Source organism: Bacillus sp. es.036 (assembly GCF_002563635.1).
In the GTDB taxonomy this organism is placed as follows: domain Bacteria; phylum Bacillota; class Bacilli; order Bacillales; family Guptibacillaceae; genus Guptibacillus.
The window spans coordinates 1,947,328-1,966,282 of sequence record NZ_PDIZ01000001.1 but is presented as its reverse complement, the minus strand read 5'-3'; the positions used below and the strand labels follow the sequence as shown (position 1 = coordinate 1,966,282).

Genomic DNA, 18,955 nt, shown 5'->3' with positions numbered 1-18,955 from the left:
ATGAAGCTATTAGGTGCAGTGCTCATTATTTTAGCGAGTACGTGGGCAGGTGTGGAATGGTCAAGAACTGTGAGCGAACGATCTCGACAATTGCGGCAGTTAAAAGCGGCACTTCAGTCATTGGAAGCTGAAATTGTATATGGAATGACACCGCTCAGTGTTGCCTGTAGTCACATTTGTAGACAGGTAGGCCACCCAATTTCCTGGTTTTTCGATTCATTTCGGAAAAAGCTCGATGCTGGACAAGGCACAGCTTATGAAGCGTGGATGGAAAGTATGGATGAGGTTTGGAAGTATACGGCTTTTAAGCAAGAAGAAAAAGAAGTAATGAAACAACTTGGTGCCACTATTGGACAACACGATAGGGAGCATGAACAGAAACAAATCAAACTTGCCTTGATTCATTTAGAAAGAGAAGAAAGTGAAGCAAGAGACAACCAAATGAAGTATGAACGGATGTTCAAGAGTCTTGGTGTTCTTGGAGGGATTCTTCTTGTCATTCTATTGATTTAGTCATTGGGAGGAAATGGAAATGAATCATGATGTGAATACAATTTTCCAAATAGCGGGTATCGGAATCATTGTGGCAATGCTTCATACGATTCTTAAGCAAATGGGGAAAGAGGAATATGCGCACTGGGTTACCTTAATTGGTTTTATCGTTGTTCTTTATATGGTAATCACGATCATTGACGATCTTTTTCAGAAAATACGAGGGGTCTTCCTTTTCCAGGGTTAGGGGGTGACTGCGATTGATATTTTGCAAATCGTTGGTCTAGGTTTAATCGCTACCTTCCTTGTCATTGTTGTCAAAGAACAAAAGCCTGTGTTTGCCTTTACAATAACGGTTTTCACAGGCGCTTTGATTTTTCTATATTTAATTGGAGAAATTCAACATATTATTCAAATGTTAGAAAGTCTGGCGTCAAAAGCAAATGTCGAAATTGTCTATGTTGAAACGGTGTTAAAGATTATAGGAATTGCCTATATTGCTGAATTCGGTGCGCAAATTGTGAGAGATGCTGGTCAAGGGGCGATTGCTTCGAAGATTGAACTTGCTGGTAAATTATTAATCTTAGCGATGGCCATACCGATTCTCACACTGATTATTGAAACGGTGCTTAAACTTTTACCATCATAAGAGGGAGGAGCAGGACATGCCTCACATGAAAAAAACGATGTTGATGCTACTATTCCTCTGCTTCACCTTATTGCAATTTCAATCTACAGTACTTGCTCAGGGCGAAGAAAATGAGCCGCTAACAACTCAAATTGTAGACAAGCAGTTAAACACACTCGGATTACAAGAGATTCAGGCCTATTGGGACGAAGTGATCGAAGAGTATGGCGGCTTTTTGCCTGAAAGTCAGAAAGGTTCCTTCTTGGAATTTATAAAAGGAGAAAAACAATTTTCTCTAAAAGCTTATTTATTAGGTTTATTGAAATTTCTTTTTCATGAATTACTTGTCCATGGCAAATTGCTTGGTAGCTTAATATTGTTAACTATTTTCAGCATTCTGTTACAAAACATGCAAAATGCCTTTGAACATAAAGCAGTAAGCACAGTGGCGTATGGCATTATCTATATGGTTTTAATTATTCTTGCGCTTAATAGTTTTCACGTGGCAATTCAATATACAGAAAGCGCGATAGCGAATATGATGGGGTTTCTCTTAGCGTTAATTCCGCTACTTTTAGCATTGATTGCTTCTGTTGGTGGCGTGGCTTCTGTAGCTTTTTTTCACCCAATCGTCCTGTTTTTAGTTAACACTGGTGGATTGCTTATCCAGAAGTTTGTACTACCAATGCTTTTTCTATCCGCAGTTCTTGCGATTGTAAGTACGATTAGTGAGCAGTACAAAGTTACCCAGCTTTCTAATTTACTACGAAATATAGCGATCGGTACACTAGGAGTATTTTTTGCAGTATTTTTAGGTGTGATTTCAGTGCAGGGTGCCTCAACCGCCGTAGCAGATGGTGTGACGATTCGTGCGGCTAAATTTGTAACTGGTAATTTCATACCTGTTGTAGGACGGATGTTCACGGACGCAACAGATACCGTACTAAGTGCATCGGTGCTTTTGAAAAATACGGTAGGACTAGCTGGGGTTGTCATTTTACTAATGATATGTGCCTTCCCTGCACTAAAAGTTTTATCACTAGTGCTGATTTATAATATTGCGGCAGCAGTCATTCAACCATTAGGAGGAGGACCAATTATCCAGTCTCTTAATGTAATATCAAAAAGTATTTTGTTTATTTTTGCAGCTCTTGCCATTGTTTCATTGATGTTTTTCTTAGCGGTAACAATTATTATAGCATCTGGAAATATTACGCTAATGGTGCGTTAGGAGGTTTGAATTGGCAGTTATTACGGGATGGATCACGAATATCATTGTTCTTATTTTACTTGCTACCGTTCTTGAATTGTTGTTGCCAAATTCCAATATGCAGCGATATGTCAAAATGGTCATCGGATTAATGTTAATGGCTGTTATTCTATCGCCTATTCTAACAATCTTCACAAAAGATTTTGATTCAATGTTAAGATCAGCAGCTCTCACAGATGCGACTCCGGATGTAAGGATGGAAAATCAGATAGAATCAAAGAAAAGTGAAATACAAGCATCCAATGCTGCATATATTGAAGAACAAATGGCTGTCCAAATGAAAAGCCAGGTTGAAAAGGAGTTGAGAGACCAGTTTAACCTTGAAATTACACATGTAGGTCTTGAGCTAAAAGATGCAGAGGGAGAAAAGAATATTGAACAAATTGCAGTAACGGTAAGTAAGGCAGTAGAAAAGGATGTTCAGGACGTCGAAGCTGTATCGGTATCATTTGAACTTTCGGAAGAAGAGGTTCAATCATCAGATGCACAGTCAAAGAAAGTCGCTTATTTTCTAGCTGATGAATGGGGATTATATCCAAACCAGGTTGGCGTTCAGGTGAAGGGAGGAGAGTAGGTAACATGGATGAAAAACCAACAAGCTGGCTAGATCAATTGAAAAAACCGAAGAAGAAAAAAGGAATCCCGCTTTATTATTTAATGATTGCAGCAGGGCTTGGTGTCATCTTCATGTTTTCCGGTAGTTTCTTCTCGACGCCTGAACCGGGCCAGCAAGTGTTCAGTGAGCAGGAAAGCTCATCGGAAAGTGAAGAAGCCTTTAGTCAAAAAAAGTCCAGTCCCTCGTCAATGTCAGAATATGAAAATATGTATGAAACTCAATTAAAGGAAGCGTTAGACGAAGTGGCTGGAGTGTCAGACGCCACTGTCATTGTAAATTTAGATTCTACAGAGCAAAAAGTTGTGGAGAAAAACAGCACTTCTACTGATAAATATACTTATGAATCTCCAAACGATGGAGGTTCGAGAAAGATTGAAGAACAATCAAACGATGAACAAGTCGTTATTGTCCAGAATGATAATGGTCAAGGACCGATCGTAGTAAGTACGAAGAAACCGGTTGTAAGAGGTGTAGTTGTCGTGGCAGTTGGAGCAGAAAACATGGAAGTGAAGAAAATGATTGTCGATGCAGTGACGAGACTACTTGATGTGAAAAGTCATCGGGTGATGGTTTTGCCGAAAAAACTAAAGGGGGAATCATAAAATGGTCTTAAAAAAGCAAACGGTATGGTTATTGACAATGCTAAGTTTAATTATTGTTTTATCAGCTTATTACATCATGACACCTGGTTCGGATAATGTGGCATATGTGGGAGATCAGGAGCAAAGCGAGGAAGGGGCGAAAGGAGAAGAAGCAAAAGAAGCAAAAGAAACGAATGGTGTTGAAGATAAATCTGTTTCGATGAATGTTTCTGGTGATGAAGTCTTTGCTGCGCTAAGGCTTGAAATTCAAGAAAAGCGAGATGCAGCGATTGAAGATTATACGGCTGTGATAGCAAGTGAAGCATCAGCAGACTTACGAAATGAAGCACACGAACAGCGTCAAGAATTAATGGCTTTGTCTCAAAAGGAATCAGTTCTAGAAAATGTGATCAAGTCAGAAGGGTATAGCGATGCAGTGGTTTATACCCTTGAAGACGAGAAAGTAAGAGTAATTGTTAAAGCGGATCAGCTATCAAATGAAGAAGCAAATAACATTATGGTGCTAGCAGAAGAACAGTTAGGGGAAGGTCATAGAATCGCTGTAGAATTTCAGCCTGTGGCAAAGTAGAGATGGAGATTACTCCATCTCTTTTTTTTTATAATTAAGCGCGTTTCAAAAAATACTAGTGAAAACGATTTCTTTATTTGTTACCCTTAGTGGAGGAGGTCATGCAAAGTTGACTTCTACCAAGTAACCGTAAGATATGATATGATATATAGGCTTAGGACCAGCTGTTATATAATGGTCTTAATCATGAGGTTTGATTGACTGTAAGTTTTACGGGAGATACTAATGGTCATTATTATTATGCTATAATCGCTATAAGTTGGAGAGTGTCTTCTATACAGAAAACCTCCTTACTATCTAAAATTAGCAAAAAGACGACAGGGAGTGGAAATCTTGTTAAAAGTTCAAGAAATTCGCGAATTGATCAAACTAATTGATCAATCAAGCATTGATGAATTTGAATATGAAAGTGATGGATCTAAGATTGTATTAAAGAAAAATGAAGTGCAATATGCAGAAGCACCTGTTCAACAACCTGTACAGCAAACCATTGCGCAACAGCCTGTTGATCAAACGATGCCGGCTTCTTCTCCTGTAAAAGAAGAACCTAAAGCGGCTGAAAAAGAAGAAGTACAAGATGAATCATTACATAAGATTGAATCACCAATGGTTGGAACGTTCTATGCTCGTCCGAATCCAGAATCGGAACTTTACGTGAAAACTGGAGAGAAAGTTTCAGAAGATAGCGTAGTCTGCATCATTGAAGCAATGAAGCTTTTTAATGAAATAGAAGCAGAGGTAAATGGAGAAATCGTTGAAATGCTAGTTGAGGATGGACAGCTAGTTGAATACGGACAACCTCTGTTTTTAGTGAAAGCATAGGTGATGATGGTATGGAGATTAAGAAAGTACTTGTAGCCAATCGAGGAGAAATTGCTGTTCGAATTATCCGTGCTTGTGAAGAGCTTGGCATTGAAACGGTTGCTGTGTATTCTCAAGCCGATAAAGAAGCCCTGCATGTTAGGTTAGCTGATGAAGCTTATTGTATTGGACCAACTGCTTCAAAAGACAGCTATTTAAACTTCACCAATATCATGAGTATTGCAACGGTAACCGGTGTTGATGCGATTCATCCTGGTTATGGATTTCTTTCGGAAAACGCAGACTTTGCAGAGTTATGTAGAGAGTGCAATATTACCTTCATTGGACCAAGCCCTGAGGCGATTAGTCGTATGGGTACAAAGGACGTTGCTAGAACAACGATGAAGGAAGCTGGAGTTCCGATTGTACCTGGTTCTGAGGGCATCGTGAAGGATGCAGACGAAGCGGTAGCTCTGGCTAATGAGATGGGGTACCCTGTCATTATTAAAGCGACCGCTGGCGGTGGTGGTAAAGGTATCCGGATTGCTAAGGATGAAAACGAATTAGTAAAAGGAATTAACATTACCCAGCAGGAAGCATCGACTGCATTTGGTAATCCTGGTGTCTACATTGAGAAGTTTATCGAAGATTTTCGCCATGTGGAAATTCAGGTCCTTGCTGATAATCATGGCAATGCGATCCATCTTGGAGAGCGAGATTGCTCAATCCAAAGACGTTTGCAGAAGCTTGTAGAGGAAACCCCTTCCCCAGCTCTTGATGAAACCATCAGAAAAAAAATGGGCGATGCTGCCGTTCGTGCTGCGAAAGCCGTCCAATATTCTGGTGCAGGAACTGTTGAGTTTATTTTTGAGCCAACAGGGAATTTTTATTTTATGGAAATGAATACACGTATTCAGGTTGAGCATCCTGTGACAGAAATGGTAACGGGTATTGATTTAATTAAAGAGCAAATTCGAGCAGCTTCTGATGAAACGTTGCGGTACACTCAGGAAGATGTAACGTTCAAAGGATGGGCGATTGAATGTCGCATTAATGCAGAAGACCCTGACAAGAAATTCATGCCATCTCCAGGGAAAGTCGACATGTACCTCCCTCCAGGTGGGTTTGGCGTTCGTGTAGATTCTGCTGTCTATCCTGGTTATGATATTTTGCCTTTCTATGATTCAATGGTAGCAAAGCTCATTACTTACGCTGATACAAGAGAAGAAGCGATTGCTAGAATGAAACGAGCTCTTGGAGAGTTTGTGGTGGAAGGTGTCAAAACGACCATTCCATTCCATATGCGTTTAATGAGTCACGAGAAATTTGTAAGCGGCGATTTCAATACTAAGTTTCTTGAGAAATACGATTTAACAGAACAATCAACGAATTCTAAGTGAGGTGTTCAATATGAATGAACTTCAATCATTTGAAATGGAAGAGCACGATACTGGACTTGGAAAAGTCGAAATATCACCAGAAGTTATTGAAGTAATCGGTAGTATTGCTGCTTCAGAAGTTGACGGTGTTGCAGAAATGAGAGGGAATTTCGCTTCAGGTGTTGTGGAACGCTTTGGACGAAAAGATCATCGAAAAGGTGTCAAGGTAGAGCTTGATGAGGATGGCATTATCTTGGATGCATACGTTGTGGTAAGCTATGGTTTATCTATTCCTGAAGTGTGTGAGAAGGTACAAGAAAACATTCGACAGGCGCTTCTAACAATGACTGCGCTAGAAATCAGCGCAGTTAATGTGAGCGTTGTTGGAATCACGTTTGATAAAAAAGAAACTGAAGACGAAGAATAAGCAGCGGGGCATGTCCCCTCTGCTTGTTTTTTTGCTTTTTTTACGAATGTGACTCCACTCATTAATGAAATAAATTTTACGCATCCGAGCAACTTTCATGAACCTTCCTAAGTTTGTGAAAACAATTGGACATTGCAAAACCTGTATTTGTCCTCAACATTATGCTATTATTTATTGGTATAGCAATATTAGCGTAAAGGGAGTATAGCAATGAAAAGAAGACATGCAAGAGAAAAAGCCATCCAGGTATTGTTTCAAATAGATGTAACAGACACCGATCCACGTGAGGCCCTGCAACACGTTTTAAATGAGGGAGAAGGTGACGAGTTTTTATCTGAGCTTGTCTTCGGAACGCTTGAGAATCTCGAAAAGATTGATGCAGTCATTAAAGAGAACCTTGTTAACTGGACCTTTAGCCGACTTGGTAATGTAGACCGTTCTGTTCTTCGAATGGCTTCGTATGAAATAGTGATGAGAGATGATATACCAGTAAATGTTAGTTTAAATGAAGCCGTTGAACTAGCAAAATTGTTCGGTGGAGAAGAATCGGGACGCTTTGTAAATGGAGTCCTCTCTAAAATCATACAAAAAAGCTAATTCAATGAGGAGGGGAACGTTGTGAAAGCGGATCGCTATATATCGGTTACAGCCCTTACGAGACACGTGAAGCGGATGATTGATAATGAGCCAGCACTTCAAGATGTCTGGTTACGTGGTGAACTATCGAATGTGAAGCTTCACAATCGAGGGCATCTTTATTTTACTGTAAAAGATGATAAGTCGCGTGTTCAGGCAGTGATGTTTGCTGGAAACAATCGACATATGAAATTCAAGCCGGAAAGTGGGATGAAAGTCCTTATTAGAGGCGAGATATCAGTGTTTGAACCGTATGGTCAATATCAGCTCTATGCAAAAGAAATGCAGCCTGATGGAATTGGAAATTTGTATTTAGCTTATGAAGAATTGAAACGAAAACTCGATTTTGAAGGATTGTTTTCAGAAAACCTCAAACAGCAAATACCCCGATATCCTACAGAAATTGGAGTGATTACCTCCCCAACTGGAGCAGCTATTCGAGATATTTTTACAACGATCAAAAGACGTTATCCTGCTGCTAGGATAACGGTGTTTCCCGTTCTCGTTCAGGGGAATAGTGCTAAGGGATCAATTGTTCAGGCGATCGAGATGGCAAATGCCATGAAAATGATTGATGTGCTGATTGTTGGACGTGGTGGAGGGTCAATTGAAGAGTTATGGGCGTTTAACGAAGAAGAAGTTGCCAGAAGCATAGCAAATTCAAAAGTGCCAATTATATCAGCTGTTGGCCATGAGACCGATTTTACAATTGCTGATTTTGTATCAGATCTAAGAGCACCGACCCCAACTGGAGCAGCTGAACTGGCAGTACCCAGCGTAGTAGAATTAAAAGAGCGGGTTGACCAACGAGTACATAGGTTAATGAGAGTCATGCAAGAAAAGTTAGCTACGGATCGAGATCGGTTGTCAAACCTCCAGAAGTCATATGCATTTCGTTACCCTGATCAATTATTGAAACAAAAGGAACAAGAGCTTGATTTGCAAGTTGAACGAATGCAACGAAATATGAAGCGATTGCTATCATATACAACAGAGCGAGTAGAACGAAATCATAAGCAGCTAGTGAAGCAGCATCCACAAAAACTTCTTAAAGAAGCGAGTCAGGAGCTTGAAGAGCTTAAGCATTCTTTAAATAAAGAAATGCAGCGTGTTCTACTGGGAAAACAACGTGATTTTTCGCTTGCTGCAGGGAAACTGAATGCTTTAAGTCCATTGAAAGTAATGGAGCGTGGCTATAGCCTTGCATATAAAGAAGAAGAACTCATTAAATCTGTTCATCAGGTTCAACCTGGAGATATTCTAAAACTTGAAATGACAGATGGAAAAATTGATTGCCATGTATGGGGATTAGAGGAGAGTGATTCGAATGGAGAAAAATGAGAACGTAACATTTGAAGAAGCGATGGAAAAGTTAGAGCAAATTGTCGGAGCATTGGAAGAAGGTAATGTACCTCTTGAAAAAGCGATTTCACTCTTTCAAGAAGGAATGAATTTATCAAATGTATGTCATGAGAAACTGCAATCTGTTGAGGGTAAAATGGATCAAATCGTTGAAGAAAACGGTGAAATTAAACGTTTTTCTGTCCAGGAGGATGAAGCGTGACTTCAGATCTCAGTTCCTATATGAACGAATGTAAGAAACTGTTGGATGAAGAACTTCCCGCATACATTGACCGCTTGGAGATGCCGGAATCATTGAAGAATGCGATGTTGTATTCGATTCACGCAGGTGGAAAACGTATCCGTCCAATATTAATGCTCGCTACCGTAGAAGCATTTGGTCACTCCATTAAAGAAGCCATTCCAGTGGCGTGTGCGGTTGAGATGATTCATACGTACTCATTGATTCATGATGACTTGCCTGCAATGGACGATGACGATTTACGTCGAGGTAAACCAACAAATCATATCGTTTTTGGAGAGGCAACTGCAATTCTTGCTGGGGATGCGCTATTAACCCAAAGCTTTGAACTTATTGCAGATTCCAATTTAACAAGTGAACAAAAAGTTGACTTGATTAAATTATTATCACACGCTGCTGGTCCTTCCGGAATGGTAGGAGGACAAATGGCGGATTTAGACGGGGAGAAGCAAGAATTAACGCTAGAACAACTTGAATACATTCATCATCATAAAACAGGAAAACTTCTTGTATTCTCTATTATGGCTGGGGCAATAATTGGTCATGCAACAAGTCATCAACGTGAACATCTACGTGCTTTTGGCGAACACATAGGTCTTTCCTTCCAAATTAGCGATGATATTCTTGACGTTGAAGGAGAAGAAGGGAAGATCGGAAAACTTCCTGGTAGTGATGAAACGAACGAAAAAAGTACTTATCCAAAGCTTCTCACGCTAGACGGAGCAAAAGAAAAACTTAATCACCATTTTAAAGAGGGATTAGCCCATCTAACTGCTGCTAACGTAGAAAAAGACACTTTACAATCTATTGCGAAATTTATTGTAGAGCGGGACCACTAACACATAATTGAGCATAAAACTAATGTGTGGTATAATAAACTAAGACTGAGTGGTGCAGTATTCTAGTCAGTTCGCCATTTCTGAAGGCGGGCCTAAAAATCCGCCATAGGGCACATCGATGAAGTTCCTGGTGTTGGCTTGAGTCGCCCAGACTTGGGTCGATGCTGGGAGTTAAGGTCGCAGGGCGATCCACAAAGGCATGTGGGCGTTGACCCTGCTTCCGCGGAGGCCCATTCTTGTAGCAGAGCGGTTAACGCTGCCTGCTATGAATTGGGGTATGAACCTGTTGCAGCTGCATGGGAACGCAGTTGAACAGCGTAGCCTGCCTTGAGTGGAGCTAGAGGGGATTATGGATTATTGGAAATTTGCAGCTCGGCCGGCCGCTTTTTTCCTACCACCCATATGAAATCTGCTCTGCAAAAGAGGCTAGGAAATGTGTGGAACTGTTGAGGAAAACTCCTAGACTGTTCCGAGTGACACTTAAAGGGGATTATAGTGCGGACTAAGTGGTAATCCAGTCTAGCGCATGGTGACTACGCTAAGATTGATGTAAAGGGAAACCGCCTGAACGGCGACGTTGAGGTATCAATCTGGGAAAACCTACTGGACCTAAGCCGCAGTCTTTACTCTTTAAGTGACCACTCTGCGATACATAATACAGCAGGGGTATTCAACTGACAGGGAACAGGGGGAAACGATCTGACCCCTTGATGTCCTGTTAGTTGGATACCTATTTTTATGTGATTATATAATGGACAAGGAGTAGATATGAAAGCTTCCGTATCAAAATCCATAAACTGGAGTTTAGCTATTGCCGTTATCACACTTGTGTTAGCGGCTATTTTTTCAATTATATCAACAGCGGTATTAAGTGGAGTTTCATGGGCAATTGGTATGATTGTAGTTCTGTTGATCGTTCTAATTGGGATATTCTTTGATACAATTGGTGTAGCTTCTACTGCCGCAAACGAAGTGCCATTTCATGCGATGGCCGCAGAACGTCTTACTGGTGCGAAACATGCAATCTTTGTGACACGTAACGCAGATCGTGTTGCAAGCTTCTGTAATGATGTAATTGGTGATATATCGGGTATTATAAGCGGTACAGCCTCTGCAACCGTTGTCGTCCAATTAACACTTCAGCTTGGACATAGCGATGGATCTTTGTTTCAATATATAATATCAGTAGTATTTACAAGCGTCATTGCTGCGTTAACGGTTGGAGGAAAAGCGCTCGGAAAAACGTTTGCCATCCACTTTTCTACAGGAATCATCTTTCAAGTAGGGAGATTTTTATACTATGTAGAAAAAACATTTAAGATTAAGATGGTGGACAAACAATCCAAAAAGAAAAAGGGAAACCGTAAATCGAAATAAGAAGGGGAGGACATTCCCATGGATTTAGAAAAGATTGAGAATCCTAAGTTTCTAAAGAATTATGATATGAACGATATGACCGAGCTTGCTGAAGAGATTAGAGGCTTTTTAATTAACAAACTATCCGAAACTGGTGGACATCTTGGACCTAACCTTGGCGTAGTAGAACTTACAATTGTGCTTCATAAAATTTATGATAGCCCAAAAGATAAATTTATTTGGGATGTTGGTCATCAGGCGTATGTTCATAAAATCCTCACTGGACGAGCTTCGAGATTTGACACGCTACGTAAATATAAAGGTCTTTGTGGTTTTCCAAAACGAAATGAAAGTGAGCATGACGTCTGGGAAACTGGGCACAGCTCTACCTCACTATCAGCAGCAATGGGGATGGCGGCTGCTCGAGATATGAAAGGCTCTGACGAAAGTGTAGTTGCGATTATTGGAGATGGGGCTCTTACAGGTGGGATGGCACTTGAAGCTCTTAATCATATCGGACACGAACAAAAAGATATGCTCGTCATCTTAAATGACAATGAAATGTCCATTGCTCCAAATGTAGGTGCTCTTCATAACATTTTAGGAAAGCTCCGCACAGCTGGCAAATATCATAAAGCGAAAGATGAACTTGAGTATTTACTTAAAAAAATCCCTGCGTTTGGCGGAGCGCTAGCTTCAACGGCTGAGCGTGTGAAAGATGCATTGAAATATTTGTTGGTTTCAGGAATTTTCTTTGAGGAGCTTGGTTTTACCTACCTTGGACCAGTAGATGGTCATGACGTTGAAGCGTTAATGGAAAACATTAAATATGCTAAGAAGACAAAAGGACCGGTCCTTATTCACGTACTTACGAAAAAAGGAAAAGGCTATCAACCTGCAGAAAGCGATCAAATTGGCGTTTGGCACGGTGTGAGTCCTTATAAGATTGAAGCAGGTGAACAAATTAAACCGAAGGTCGCAGCGCCTGGATATAGTAAGGTCGTTAGTGAAACAGTGCGAAAGCTTGCAGAGAAGGACGATCGCATCTCAGTCATCACGCCAGCCATGACAGTAGGCTCTAAGTGGGAAGCATTTGAAAAACAATTCCCAGAAAGGCTTTTTGATGTTGGTATAGCTGAGCAGCATGCTACTACAATGGCTGCAGGACTTGCAACTCAGGAATTAAAACCGGTTTTATCGATTTATTCTACGTTTCTTCAAAGAGCTTATGATCAGCTCGTTCATGACGTTTGCAGACAAAACTTGAATGTTTTCCTAGCGATTGACCGTTCTGGGCTTGTAGGAGCAGATGGTGAAACGCACCAAGGTGTTTTCGATATCTCATTCCTTAGACACTTACCTAATATGGTCCTTATGATGGCGAAAGATGAGAATGAATTGCAGCATATGGTTTATACTAGTTTGAAGTACAATCAGGGACCAATTGCTGTACGCTATCCTAGAGGGAACGGGATTGGTACAAAGATGGATCAAGAACTAAAGGAAATTCAAATTGGTAGCTGGGAAGTTATTCGTGAAGGTACGGATATTGCTCTCTTGTCATTTGGCCCTACGTTACAAGATCTGTTGAGTGCTGCGGATAAATTAGAAAAAGAAGGTATTTCAGCTCGTGTTATTAACGCTCGCTTCATAAAACCCTTAGATGAGAAAATGATTGCAGATCTCATGCAAGATGGCATACCGATGCTTACAGTTGAAGAAGCTATACTCCAAGGTGGATTTGGTAGTGCCATTCTAGAATATGTTAATGACAGTGGCTATCAGCATGGTGGTATTCAACGAATGGGAATCCCCGATGCTTATATCGAACACGGCAGTGTAAGTGAGTTATTAAAAGAAATTGGATTAACTTCAGATGATATTGCTGAGAAAGCAAAGAAAATGATTCCAGCAAAACAAAAGAGGGCATAAAAAAGCATGGCAAAAAAAGAAAGACTAGATGTACTCCTTGTAAACCGAGGTTTAATTGATACGAGAGAAAAAGCAAAAAGAGCAATTATGGCAGGTCTTGTCTTTTCAGAGACGGAAAGAATGGACAAACCAGGTATGAAAGTGCCAGAAGATATTCTTCTTCAAATTAAAGGAGATACGCTCCGTTATGTTGGACGTGGGGGTTTAAAGTTGGAGAAGGCCATTGACGTCTTCTCTCTCGATCCCGAAAACAAAGTGGTTTTAGATATTGGTTCTTCTACTGGTGGTTTTACAGACTGTGCACTTCAAAATGGCGCTTCCCTCGTTTATGCACTTGATGTAGGTTACAATCAATTAGCCTGGAAACTGCGAGTAGACGATCGTGTGGTTGTAAAAGAAAGAACGAATTTTCGATATGCTGTCAAAGAGGATTTTGAACAAGGACTCCCTGATCTCGCCACAATAGATGTCTCGTTCATTTCTTTAAAATTAATCCTACCTGTATTAAAAGGGATTTTGAAAGAGAAAGGTGAAGTTATCGCCCTCGTCAAACCGCAATTTGAAGCAGGCCGTGGAGAAATAGGCAAAAAAGGAATTGTCCGTGATAAAAACATTCATCATCGTGTACTGAAAGAAATGATGGATTTTGCTGAACTAGAAGGATATCAAGTAAACGGTATATCATATTCACCAATAACTGGTGGCGAAGGAAATATCGAATTTCTATTATATCTTGGCTGGAAACAGGAGAGCAAAGTCAAAAATGTTCCTTCTGCAGAAGAAGTTGTTGAAGAAGCACATCAGAAATTATAAAGGATACACGATGTGTGTCCTTTTTCTCGTTTAACATTCTATCAGGTTTTCTGAATTCGGAACGTTGGACTTTTCTTTTAGTAAGTGAATATTTATGAGGGTCTATACAAAAAAGGTTTGGGACTATATAATAAGGCTGTCAGATTTTACTTGCCGGAGGTTATACAATGAATAAGGGACAACGCCATATCAAGATACGGGAAATGATTGCCAATCAAGATGTTGAGACACAGGATGAGCTCGTCTATTGTCTTAAAAGTGCAGGATTTAACGTTACGCAAGCAACTGTTTCAAGAGATATTAAAGAGCTTCATCTTGTTAAAGTTCCAACAATCGACGGCAGATATAAATACAGTTTGCCAGCAGATCAGCGCTTTAACCCGCTTCAAAAATTAAAAAGAACTTTAACAGACGCGTTTATTAGTATTGATCATGCGGATCATCTTATTGTAATGAAAACGCTTCCTGGTAACGCTAATGCTATCGGTGCTCTAATCGATAATTTAGACTGGGAAGAGATTATGGGGAATATAAGCGGAGATGATACGATTCTAATTATATGTAAGAGCGCCGATGCGGCCCCGATGTTATCACAACGGTTTATTGATATGCTGTAGAATATGAATGAGGATCTTTAAAGGTGGGAGAATATGTTAGCGGAACTATCCATTCGTAATTTTGCGATCATAGAAGCGATTACCGTTTCATTTGAGCGTGGGTTAACCGTTCTTACTGGAGAAACAGGTGCTGGTAAATCCATCATTATTGATGCCATAGGGCTATTAGTTGGTGGGAGAGGTTCAGCTGAATTCGTTCGTTATGGAACGAAAAAAGCAGAAATTGAAGGGTTATTTCATATTGATACAAGCCATCCAACGGTGCAAAAACTTGAAGATGTCGGAATCGAGTTTACAGATGACATGGTGGTACTGCGCCGTGATATTTCACATACAGGTAAAAGCATCTGCCGAGTAAATGGAAAGTTAGTGACGCTTGGAATTTTGCGAGAGATTGGTCAAACACTTATTGACATTCACGGTCAGCATGAACATCAGGATTTAATGCAATCTGATAAGCATCTTACTTTGCTCGATCAGTTTGGGGAACGGTCAATTGGTCCGGCTCTTTTTGAATACAGGGAAATCTTTCAAAGATACAAAAAAATCCAGCAGCAAATGAAAAATTTAACTGAGAATGAACAGCAGATGGCTCATAGGCTGGATTTAATTCAATATCAACTTGAAGAAATCACGAAAGCTGAGCTTTCTCCTAATGAAGATGATCAGTTAATGGACGAGAAATTACGATTAGGTAATTTTGAGAAACTATATACCGCTCTTCAGGATGTTTATGATTCCCTACATGGAGATAATAAAGGACTAGACTGGGTAGGGCTTGCGATGTCACAACTAGAGTCAGTTGCGGACCTTGATGAAGAACTACAGGGATACCATGAAGAAGTAGCCAATCAATTTTATCTACTTGAAGAAACGGCAGGTAAATTAAATACATATCGTGATCAACTTGAATTTGATCCCGCACGATTGGATTTTGTAGAAGAACGACTAAACGAAATTCAATTATTAAAGCGAAAGTATGGAGAATCGGTAGAAGATATATTGGAATATGCAGCTTCGATTGAAGATGAAGTAGATGAATTATTAAACAGAGAAGATCGCGTAGACGAGCTACAGGCTGACTTAAAGGGTATTAAGGCTGATTTAACTGTAGAGGCTAATAATTTGACCGGTCTGCGAAAAAAAGTTGCTAGTGAGCTTGTTGGATCCATTCACCATGAGCTTAGAGATCTTTATATGGAAAAAACAGAATTTGCAATTCATTTTAATGACCGTGATGAAAGTAAGAAAGACTTTTTCCATCGATCCGGACAAGATGATATTGATTTTATGATCTCTACCAATCCAGGCGAGCCGCTTAAGGAGCTTTCTAAAACGGCTTCTGGTGGCGAGTTATCTCGTATCATGTTAGCGTTGAAGTCCATCTTCTCAAAACATCAAGGTATTACATCAATTATATTTGACGAAGTAGATACTGGTGTAAGTGGAAGGGTTGCTCAAGCGATGGCGGAGAAGATACAGCGTCTTTCCGCCGGGTCCCAAGTACTTGTTATTACTCACCTTCCTCAAGTTGCAGCAATGGCTGATCATCACCTTTATATTTCAAAAGAAGAAACGGGTGAAGGTCGAACAAAGACAAGTGTTGGAAATTTAAGTACAGATGAACAAATAGAAGAACTTGGAAGAATGATTGCTGGCGCCGAAATGACAGAGCTTACAAAGAAACATGCAAAAGAATTGTTATATCAAGCAAACCAAATTAAATCATGATATGTAATGCTATCCAACTGAGGGTAGCATTTTCATTTTTAGAGGTTATAATAACAGCCACTCAAGGCAAAATTATAGATACAGCCATGTTGGAGGTGTGAGCAAGAGCGAGGAGAGTGAAGGATTGAAGATAGAGATGTTTCGAAAGCTGTTAGGAGTAGTTCTCCTTGGAGGTTTAATCGTACTTGGGTTTTCAAAACCAATACAGTTATTTTTATCAATTCCAGATGAGATTATCATGTTTGAAGGAGATCAAACAACAATATCCTCTGTTACTACTGCCGTTGCAACGCTTGAAAGCTCTGAAGTGGCAAGTCTTAACCCTTCGGGGAAAGAAATTGCGGTTAACGGCGCCAAAAGCGGTTCTGATATTCTGGATTTAACTGTTGGAAATATTCCCATTAAAAAAGTTGATGTGAAAGTTCTTCCTGATTTTAAAGTTATACCTGGTGGGCAATCAATTGGTGTAAAATTAAACACTCGTGGTGTACTCGTTGTTGGTCACCATTTAATTCATACGAATCAAGGAGATCGGTCACCAGGAGAAATTGCTGACATTCAAGTAGGCGATATTATCACTAAGATAAATGGTCAAGCCGTTCAAAAAATGAGCGACATTGGCTCAATTGTAAAAAAAGCAGCAAATAATGGCCAAGCATTAGAAGTGACGATTGTAAGAGAAAACGAAGAACTTAGTAAGAAGTTGGTTCCTGTTAAGGATAAACAAAATGAAGCATACAGGATTGGGTTGTATATACGTGACTCTGCAGCAGGAGTTGGCACGCTAACGTTTTATCATCCAGATACGAAAAAATATGGTGCTCTAGGACATGTTATTTCTGATATGGATACGAAGAAGCCAATTGTAGTTAATCGGGGAGAGATTTATCCCTCTTCTGTAACATCAATTGAAAAAGGTAGCAACGGTCACCCTGGTGAAAAGCTAGCAAGATTTTCTAAAACGGATCAAAAGCTTGGTACAATAACGCGGAACAGTCCTTTCGGTATTTTCGGAGAAATGAACCAGGAAGTAAAAAAAGGCCTGTATGATAAGCCGATGCCGATTGCGCTATCTCATCAAGTGAAAGAAGGTCCCGCTAAAATTTTAACAGTAGTAAAAGGTAGTGAGGTAAAAGAATATGATGTAGAAGTTATCAGTTCAATTCCTCAGAAGTTCCCTGCTACAAAAGGAATGGTTATTAAAGTAACTGATCCGCAGTTGTTAAATGAAACGGGTGGGATTGTACAAGGGATGAGTGGAAGCCCCATTATTCAAGATGGAAAAGTAATTGGAGCGGTTACTCATGTGTTTGTTAATGATTCCACTTCAGGCTATGGCGTTCATATTGAATGGATGTTAGAAGAAGCTGGTATTAATATTTATGAAGAAAGTCGTAATGAAAAGCGAACAGCGAGCTAAAAAAGCTCAATGTTCGCTTTCTTTCATTTTCAAACCATGGTATACTTTGGATGAAGAAAATTCGACAAAATTGAAAGATTATTCAGAAAATGTAGTTATGTGTAGTAAATTGAAGTATGCTAGAGAATGATGAAGAATAAATATTGTTTTTAAATGTTTTTAGAAATTTTAGAGGGAATTTACAACTTCCGTTGAATTTCTATACTACTACGGTAACCAAACTTGTGGAAGGAGAGACGGAGCCGTGCAAAAAATAAAAGTATGTCTAGCTGATGATAATCGTGAATTGGTGAATTTAATTGAGGAATATATGTCACGACAAGAGGATATGGAGGTAGTCGGAACCGCTTCCAATGGACAGGAATGCTTAGAAGTTCTTGAAGATCAAGAACCTGATGTACTTGTACTTGATATTATTATGCCGCATTTAGATGGCCTGGCTGTTCTAGAACGTTTAAGAGAAATGAATTATACTTGTAGCGTTATTATGCTCACTGCCTTCGGTCAGGAAGACGTAACGAAAAAAGCAGTAGATTTAGGAGCATCCTACTTTATTTTAAAACCGTTTGATATGGATAATTTAGCAAGTCATGTAAGGCAAGTAAGTGGTAAGAAAACAACATTTACAACAAGTAATGGCTCATATAAGCGTCCTCAGCGTGAAAGTCGCCCTAGAAACCTTGATGCGAGCATCACGAGTATTATTCATGAAATCGGGGTACCGGCACATATTAAAGGTTATATGTACTTAAGAGAAGCGATTACGATGGTTTATAATGATATTGAACTATTAGGTTCAATCACGAAGGTCCTATATCCTGATATTGCGAAAAAATTCAATACAACTTCATCCAGAGTTGAACGTGCGATTCGTCATGCGATTGAGGTTGCTTGGAGTCGAGGTAATGTAGAGTCTATTTCAAACTTGTTTGGCTATACTGTGAGTATGTCTAAAGCGAAACCAACAAATTCTGAGTTCATTGCAATGGTTGCTGATAAGCTTCGGATTGAGCACAACATGGATAATTATTCTCATAGCAGGTAATTCGAATTCAAACATAAATCAAGTTATCTCTATTTGAGAGTTGATGAAAGCTTAACAAAACGTTCCAAATAAAATATGGAAAAACAAAGCCCCTTCTTTTGTGAAGTTGGCTTTGTTTTTATGTCTGGGAGATGACTACAATGTGAACCTGTACTTTTACGAAAGATCTTTCAATGAAAG

The 18,955-nt window shown here is 39.7% G+C and carries 21 protein-coding genes; all 21 read left to right on the top strand.

The window, feature by feature from the left end:
• The 21 genes from spoIIIAB to spo0A all read left to right on the top strand — a co-directional run bounded on the left by spoIIIAB (position 1) and on the right by spo0A (position 18,775).
• Entirely contained in the window at positions 1 to 513 is a 513-nt protein-coding gene (spoIIIAB, locus tag ATG70_RS10055) for a stage III sporulation protein SpoIIIAB (protein ID WP_098444173.1), read from the top strand.
• A 19-nt stretch (positions 514 to 532) separates the two neighbouring features.
• Positions 533 to 739: a stage III sporulation protein AC gene (gene spoIIIAC / locus ATG70_RS10050; RefSeq protein WP_048308951.1), complete on the top strand. Its 207-nt coding sequence runs from the start codon at positions 533 to 535 to the stop codon at positions 737 to 739.
• 12 nt (positions 740 to 751) lie between these two features.
• Positions 752 to 1,141 (top strand): stage III sporulation protein AD, encoded by a 390-nt coding sequence (gene spoIIIAD, locus ATG70_RS10045; protein ID WP_098445785.1) that lies wholly within the window; start codon positions 752 to 754, stop codon positions 1,139 to 1,141.
• A 25-nt stretch (positions 1,142 to 1,166) separates the two neighbouring features.
• Positions 1,167 to 2,351, top strand: a complete 1,185-nt coding sequence (spoIIIAE, locus tag ATG70_RS10040) for a stage III sporulation protein AE (RefSeq protein WP_098445784.1) — start codon at positions 1,167 to 1,169, stop codon at positions 2,349 to 2,351.
• A gap of 10 nt (positions 2,352 to 2,361) precedes the next feature.
• The gene (gene spoIIIAF / locus ATG70_RS10035) at positions 2,362 to 2,964 is read left to right on the top strand and encodes a stage III sporulation protein AF (RefSeq protein ID WP_098444172.1); all 603 of its coding nucleotides are present in this window, start codon (positions 2,362 to 2,364) and stop codon (positions 2,962 to 2,964) included.
• Positions 2,965 to 2,969: 5 nt separating this feature from the next.
• A complete protein-coding gene (spoIIIAG, locus tag ATG70_RS10030) occupies positions 2,970 to 3,608 on the top strand; it encodes a stage III sporulation protein AG (RefSeq protein WP_098444171.1) in 639 nt (212 codons plus the stop codon).
• Position 3,609: 1 nt separating this feature from the next.
• Positions 3,610 to 4,176, top strand: a complete 567-nt coding sequence (locus ATG70_RS10025; RefSeq protein WP_098444170.1) for a SpoIIIAH-like family protein — start codon at positions 3,610 to 3,612, stop codon at positions 4,174 to 4,176.
• A 333-nt stretch (positions 4,177 to 4,509) separates the two neighbouring features.
• Positions 4,510 to 4,998 (top strand): acetyl-CoA carboxylase biotin carboxyl carrier protein, encoded by a 489-nt coding sequence (gene accB, locus ATG70_RS10020; RefSeq protein ID WP_098444169.1) that lies wholly within the window; start codon positions 4,510 to 4,512, stop codon positions 4,996 to 4,998.
• A gap of 11 nt (positions 4,999 to 5,009) precedes the next feature.
• Positions 5,010 to 6,377, top strand: a complete 1,368-nt coding sequence (gene accC / locus ATG70_RS10015) for an acetyl-CoA carboxylase biotin carboxylase subunit (RefSeq protein WP_098444168.1) — start codon at positions 5,010 to 5,012, stop codon at positions 6,375 to 6,377.
• 10 nt (positions 6,378 to 6,387) lie between these two features.
• On the top strand, positions 6,388 to 6,783 hold the full coding sequence (locus tag ATG70_RS10010) for an Asp23/Gls24 family envelope stress response protein (protein ID WP_098444167.1): 396 nt from the start codon (positions 6,388 to 6,390) through the stop codon (positions 6,781 to 6,783).
• 210 nt (positions 6,784 to 6,993) lie between these two features.
• Complete coding sequence (gene nusB / locus ATG70_RS10005; RefSeq protein ID WP_098444166.1) at positions 6,994 to 7,380, top strand: transcription antitermination factor NusB; 387 nt, start codon at positions 6,994 to 6,996, stop codon at positions 7,378 to 7,380.
• Between the two features lie 21 nt (positions 7,381 to 7,401).
• Entirely contained in the window at positions 7,402 to 8,760 is a 1,359-nt protein-coding gene (xseA, locus tag ATG70_RS10000) for an exodeoxyribonuclease VII large subunit (protein WP_098444165.1), read from the top strand.
• A complete protein-coding gene (locus tag ATG70_RS09995) occupies positions 8,747 to 8,983 on the top strand; it encodes an exodeoxyribonuclease VII small subunit (RefSeq protein WP_098444164.1) in 237 nt (78 codons plus the stop codon). Before xseA ends, ATG70_RS09995 begins: the two co-directional genes overlap by 14 nt.
• Positions 8,980 to 9,861 carry a polyprenyl synthetase family protein gene (locus ATG70_RS09990; RefSeq protein ID WP_098444163.1) on the top strand — a complete coding sequence of 294 codons (882 nt, stop codon included), beginning with the start codon at positions 8,980 to 8,982 and terminating at the stop codon, positions 9,859 to 9,861. Before ATG70_RS09995 ends, ATG70_RS09990 begins: the two co-directional genes overlap by 4 nt.
• A gap of 768 nt (positions 9,862 to 10,629) precedes the next feature.
• On the top strand, positions 10,630 to 11,238 hold the full coding sequence (locus tag ATG70_RS09985) for a hypothetical protein (protein ID WP_098444162.1): 609 nt from the start codon (positions 10,630 to 10,632) through the stop codon (positions 11,236 to 11,238).
• Positions 11,239 to 11,256: 18 nt separating this feature from the next.
• Positions 11,257 to 13,149 carry a 1-deoxy-D-xylulose-5-phosphate synthase gene (gene dxs / locus ATG70_RS09980; protein ID WP_098444161.1) on the top strand — a complete coding sequence of 631 codons (1,893 nt, stop codon included), beginning with the start codon at positions 11,257 to 11,259 and terminating at the stop codon, positions 13,147 to 13,149.
• 6 nt (positions 13,150 to 13,155) lie between these two features.
• Positions 13,156 to 13,962, top strand: a complete 807-nt coding sequence (locus ATG70_RS09975) for a TlyA family RNA methyltransferase (protein WP_098444160.1) — start codon at positions 13,156 to 13,158, stop codon at positions 13,960 to 13,962.
• Between the two features lie 167 nt (positions 13,963 to 14,129).
• Positions 14,130 to 14,579, top strand: coding sequence for a transcriptional regulator AhrC/ArgR (gene ahrC, locus ATG70_RS09970; protein WP_098444159.1), 450 nt, complete (start codon positions 14,130 to 14,132; stop codon positions 14,577 to 14,579).
• 33 nt (positions 14,580 to 14,612) lie between these two features.
• Complete coding sequence (gene recN, locus ATG70_RS09965; protein ID WP_098444158.1) at positions 14,613 to 16,310, top strand: DNA repair protein RecN; 1,698 nt, start codon at positions 14,613 to 14,615, stop codon at positions 16,308 to 16,310.
• Positions 16,311 to 16,434: 124 nt separating this feature from the next.
• Positions 16,435 to 17,730 (top strand): SpoIVB peptidase, encoded by a 1,296-nt coding sequence (gene spoIVB / locus ATG70_RS09960; RefSeq protein ID WP_098444157.1) that lies wholly within the window; start codon positions 16,435 to 16,437, stop codon positions 17,728 to 17,730.
• Between the two features lie 244 nt (positions 17,731 to 17,974).
• On the top strand, positions 17,975 to 18,775 hold the full coding sequence (spo0A, locus tag ATG70_RS09955; protein ID WP_098444156.1) for a sporulation transcription factor Spo0A: 801 nt from the start codon (positions 17,975 to 17,977) through the stop codon (positions 18,773 to 18,775).
• Positions 18,776 to 18,955: the final 180 nt, after the last annotated feature.

What these genes read in the sequence shown, in the direction of transcription:
- spoIIIAB (WP_098444173.1), top strand. Translation starts at nt 1, where the DNA reads ATGAAGCTATTAGGTGCAGTGCTCATTATTTTAGCGAGTACGTGGGCA.
- spoIIIAC (WP_048308951.1), top strand. Translation starts at nt 533, where the DNA reads ATGAATCATGATGTGAATACAATTTTCCAAATAGCGGGTATCGGAATC.
- spoIIIAE (WP_098445784.1), top strand. Translation starts at nt 1,167, where the DNA reads ATGAAAAAAACGATGTTGATGCTACTATTCCTCTGCTTCACCTTATTG.
- spoIIIAG (WP_098444171.1), top strand. Translation starts at nt 2,970, where the DNA reads ATGGATGAAAAACCAACAAGCTGGCTAGATCAATTGAAAAAACCGAAG.
- ATG70_RS10025 (WP_098444170.1), top strand. Translation starts at nt 3,610, where the DNA reads ATGGTCTTAAAAAAGCAAACGGTATGGTTATTGACAATGCTAAGTTTA.
- accC (WP_098444168.1), top strand. Translation starts at nt 5,010, where the DNA reads ATGGAGATTAAGAAAGTACTTGTAGCCAATCGAGGAGAAATTGCTGTT.
- ATG70_RS10010 (WP_098444167.1), top strand. Translation starts at nt 6,388, where the DNA reads ATGAATGAACTTCAATCATTTGAAATGGAAGAGCACGATACTGGACTT.
- nusB (WP_098444166.1), top strand. Translation starts at nt 6,994, where the DNA reads ATGAAAAGAAGACATGCAAGAGAAAAAGCCATCCAGGTATTGTTTCAA.
- ATG70_RS09995 (WP_098444164.1), top strand. Translation starts at nt 8,747, where the DNA reads ATGGAGAAAAATGAGAACGTAACATTTGAAGAAGCGATGGAAAAGTTA.
- ATG70_RS09985 (WP_098444162.1), top strand. Translation starts at nt 10,630, where the DNA reads ATGAAAGCTTCCGTATCAAAATCCATAAACTGGAGTTTAGCTATTGCC.
- dxs (WP_098444161.1), top strand. Translation starts at nt 11,257, where the DNA reads ATGGATTTAGAAAAGATTGAGAATCCTAAGTTTCTAAAGAATTATGAT.
- ATG70_RS09975 (WP_098444160.1), top strand. Translation starts at nt 13,156, where the DNA reads ATGGCAAAAAAAGAAAGACTAGATGTACTCCTTGTAAACCGAGGTTTA.
- ahrC (WP_098444159.1), top strand. Translation starts at nt 14,130, where the DNA reads ATGAATAAGGGACAACGCCATATCAAGATACGGGAAATGATTGCCAAT.
- recN (WP_098444158.1), top strand. Translation starts at nt 14,613, where the DNA reads ATGTTAGCGGAACTATCCATTCGTAATTTTGCGATCATAGAAGCGATT.